Origin of the sequence: Rubrivirga sp., assembly GCF_049648075.1 — a bacterium.
GTDB lineage: Bacteria > Bacteroidota > Rhodothermia > Rhodothermales > Rubricoccaceae > Rubrivirga.
The window spans coordinates 1-4,134 of sequence record NZ_JBARYR010000563.1 but is presented as its reverse complement, the minus strand read 5'-3'; the positions used below and the strand labels follow the sequence as shown (position 1 = coordinate 4,134).

At 70.1% G+C, this 4,134-nt stretch carries 2 protein-coding genes; both read right to left on the bottom strand.

The window, feature by feature from the left end; translation table 11 throughout:
• Nucleotides 1-270: 270 nt before the first annotated feature.
• A complete protein-coding gene (locus WBA11_RS15805) occupies nucleotides 271-777 on the bottom strand; it encodes a hypothetical protein (protein WP_424521622.1) in 507 nt (168 codons plus the stop codon).
• Nucleotides 778-902: 125 nt separating this feature from the next.
• Nucleotides 903-4,134: strawberry notch-like NTP hydrolase domain-containing protein (locus tag WBA11_RS15800; protein WP_424521621.1), on the bottom strand; the 3,232-nt coding region annotated here is incomplete at its 5' end.

Below are 4,134 nucleotides of genomic sequence, written 5' to 3'. Positions count from 1 at the left end.
GAGGACGGGCGCGGAGAACGCGAGGGCGACGTCGGCTAGCAGGCCGCGCGTCGCTTCCGGGCACCGCTCGGGGTCGGACGGTGCGTCTGCAAGGTGGACCGGGGACTCTCGAAGGGTAGACATTGGGATACGGGGTTGGGATTCGTCGCGACGCCCGACCGAGTGCTGGGGCCGCTTCTCGCCACTGCGAGCGGCCACCAGCACGACCTAGCCAGGGCGTTCTGAGCCCGACACCGTCCCTGGGGCGACAGTAGCGGGTTAGGTCTTTGATCAGAACGGCAGCCAGTCCTCGTCCTCGACGAGACCGGCGCACGACGGGGTAGTCTCGGGCACGGGTTCGACGCGTTCGGGGACGGGCTCATGGGCGTCGAGCGCGGCCTCGGCTCGTGCGTGGGCCTCGGGGTCGGCGGAGGCCGACGGCAGCCCGGCCCCCGCGTCGTCGTAGCCCGCGAGGTACTCCTCGAGGTCGTGGCCGTACTGGCGCTCGAACCACCGGCGGTACGACACGGCGCTCGTGTGGCGGTGCCGCCAGGTGAGCTCGGCGAACTGGAGCGGCGCCATGTGATGGACGAGCCGCTTCTCCGTGGCGTCCCACCGGCACCGTGAGCCCGTGAGGTACACCCACTCGGTCAGCGGCCGCTCGGAGTACCCGTCGGCGAGGCAGGCCTCGTGGCCCGCCTGATACGACGCCTCGAAGTAGGACCCGTAATCCGGTTCGGGGGGGCACCGGCAGAGTAATCGGTTGCACCCGTGGCAGAAGTCGCCGGGGCCAGGCATAGATCTCGACATGAGTCTTCAGAGCGGAGGAGTGCGAACGGGCCTCCAGCCGAGTGCCGGGGCCGCTCTTCGCTCCCGCAGAGCGGCCCCGGCATGGGCCTTTGGCGCCTCACAGCGGGCGCCACTCAGGCAGCCCGCCGCATCGCGTCGCGCATCTCTACGACGGGCCGGTGCTCCGTCACTGCCCGCAAGACGCCTGCCGCCCTCTCGCCCGTCGGGACGAAGAACCGGGTGCGGAAGGCGTGGACCTCGGCGAAGACCCCGTCGGCCTCCAGCTCGCGCATGGCCGAGTAGTCCGGCCCCAAGAGCTCGATCCGGGGCTCGTTCGCCACGCGGCGCAGGCGGAGTTGCCAGCCGTTGGCGAGGTCCGCCTCGGCGCCCGCCAGAATCTGCTCCGCGAGCGCCTCGGGCGTGATGTCCACGCGGTCGCCCGCAGCTCCCAGGGCCTTGAGCGTCGCGCTCAGATGCTCCGGCATCACGGCCCGGCCGATCATGCGCTCGCCCGCGTCAGTTTGGGCGCGGTAGATCCTCGGATGCCCGGCGATCCGGTCCCAGATGGGCAGGATCGTCCCGGTCACCAGGTGGATCGGCTCGGTCGTGAACTCGGGCGCGGCGGCGACGCCCGTGGCCCAGAGCGTCCGGGCCTCATCGGTGGGAATGGGCTGGTGGCCTCCCTCCTCCCCCGGACGGTTGATCTCGGTCTCGTCCATCAGCCGGTTCGAGCGCACGCCGACCCGACGCAGTCGCTGCACGACGCGGCCGGTCTCGGTCGTCCGGCTCCCGGCGCGGAAGAGTGCGTAGGGCTGCCCGCTCCGCCGGTTCTGAACGAACCCCACCCAGGACCCCAGCGCCTGAGCCTCCTTGGCCCAGCGCCAGATCTCGTCCCAGTCCACGATCTCCGTCCGCCGGGTCAGCTCCAGCGTCACGACCTGCGTCGTCGCCCCCGACCGCTCGTGCGTGTACACCAGCCGCTCGTCGGTCGTGACCACGCGCTCGGCCCGGAGCGTCTCGACGCCCACGTCGAGCGTCCCGGCCTCTCTCGCGGACTCCGTGGCCTCTTCGAGGTACCCGTACCACGAGTCGAACACGGCGTCCATGGCTCCCGTCTGGAGCGACAGGAGCCGGTTCAAGAACTTCGGCACCTCGGGGACCGCGCCCACGTTGAGTTGGCCGTCTTGGTCCAACACCTTGATGCCCATCTGCTCCTCGACGAGCGCCGGCGTGACGCCAGAGGCGACCGCCCGGCCCTCGCCCCGGTAGAGGTCCACGAACCAGTTGTGCAAGCTGGCTCTCGAGAGCGGGGTCTCCAGGTTGAACTCGCTGGATAGCAAGCCCTGGCTCGCCGTCTGGCGCTGGCCCTTCGTGAGCGCGCCGAGCTGGTCCAACCTCCGCGCGATGGTCGAGAGGAAGCGGCGCTGGGCTTTGAGGTTCGTCGTGACGAGCACCAACTCCGGCGGGCACGCCTGGTTGGCTCGGTGGACCCGGCCCATCCCCTGCACGCACCGCGCGCTCGACCAGCCCGGCTCGACGCAATACAGCACCCGCCGTTGTTGGTTGTCGGCCGCGAGATCCGAGTGGTAGCTCCGGCCGGTCCCCCCGGCCTGGCTGAAGACGAGGACGCGCCGCTTGCCCGCCATGAACTCGTCGGCCTCGGCGTTGCAGGTTCTCCGCGTCCGACGCTCTTCCACGACCTGCTCCACACCGTCCACCGCCTTCGTGACGAACCGCCGCCCACGGCCCGTCACCTCGGCCACGGCGCCGGGTCCGAAGTGGTCCACGACCTGGTCGAGCACGCCGTGCGGCACGCTTACGGCCCCCACCTCCAGCATCAGCCGATTCCGAGCCGCCACGGCCTCTGGCGACTGGACGAAGTCCCCGGCCGCGTTCTTGACGGGTCGGCTCCGGACTCGGCCATCGTCATCGAGGTACTCCTCGTAGAGCGTGGTCGGGAAGCTGGCCTCGACGAACTGGAGGAGTTGGTCGCGCGGCGTCACGTCGAGGTCTCGGAGGTCGTCGCCGTTCTTGACCGCCTTCGCGTAGGCCCTCTCGGTCGCTGCCTCCATCGTGGACACGAGTTGCACCACGCAGCTCTCGCCCGCGGCCAGCCGGGCCTCCATGTCCCGGATCAAGCTCGGCGCGCTCATCGACACCAGCACGTGCAGGAAGAACCGCTGGTGGGCTCCCCAGAACTGGCTGTAGGCCGCAGCCCGCGCCCGGCCGCACTTGTCGGCCTTGGTGACTTCGAGCGCCTGTTGGATGTTGCGCAAGACGACCTGCCATGCCTGGGCGCAGCGGTCGTAGGTCTGGGCCTGGTGGCCTTCGAGGTCGTGGACGAGCGTCCGGTAGTCGACGCCGTCGTAGGAGACCGAGCGCGCGAGGTAGAGCCCCATCGACTTCAGGTCCTTCGCCACGAGCTCCATCGCCGCGATGCCGCCCGCCGACACCTTCTCGACGAACGCCTCGACGGTCGGGAACGGAGTCCCCCGGCCCCAGAGGCCGAGGCGGGCCGCATAGGCGAGGTTGGACACCTCGGTGGCCCCGGTCGCGCTGGCGTAGACGATGCGGGCGTTCGGGAGCCGGTCTTGCAGATCGACGACGGCCAGCGCCCGTTGCGAGGCTTTCCTGACCCCACGGCCTCCCTGAGTATCCAGGGCTGAACTCGCGTTGTGCGACTCGTCGAAGACAACGACACCCTCGAAGTCTGCCTCCTCCCCCCCACCGGCGAGCCAGGCGACGACCTGCTCCAGCCGGTCGATGCCCGACTCCACCCCGTCTTTCTCGCGGGGCTTGCCCTTGAGCGTGTCGTAGCTCGCGAAGCAGATGCCGTCGGCGCGCGGGATCGGTCCCTTGCAGGCACCGAGGTCGAAGACGAAGTCCGCCGGGCCGCCGAGCGCCGTCCAGTCGCGGACGGCGTCGCGCATCAGGTTCCGGTTCTCGCTCACCCAGATCGCCCTCCGTCGGCCCTGGAAGATGTTGTCGAGGATGATCGCAGCACTCTGCCGACCTTTTCCTACCCCAGTTCCGTCACCGAGGAAGAACCCTTGGCGCGGCCCGGCTGACTCGCCGGTACCCGGAAGATGCTCCGAGTGGGCGGAGCCCGCCCGACAGACGGTTTCCAGTTGGGCGTCCGAGAGGTGCCCACGAGTCACGAGGTACTCAGGGAGCGTCGGACGGTAGGCGCTGGGCGGTGCCGTAGCCGCCGCCATCGCGGCCGACTCGACGAGGCGCGTCGGGTGGGGGCAGGCGCTTGGGACCCAGACGCTCGGGCGGTAGGCGTCGAACACGGACGCTGTGAGCGCGCCGGTCTGAGCCGTCGCCTTGGCGGTCTCTACCGCCAGAGGCTGTGCGTCCGAGAAC

What these genes read in the sequence shown, in the direction of transcription:
- WBA11_RS15805 (WP_424521622.1), bottom strand. Translation starts at nt 777, where the DNA reads ATGCCTGGCCCCGGCGACTTCTGCCACGGGTGCAACCGATTACTCTGC.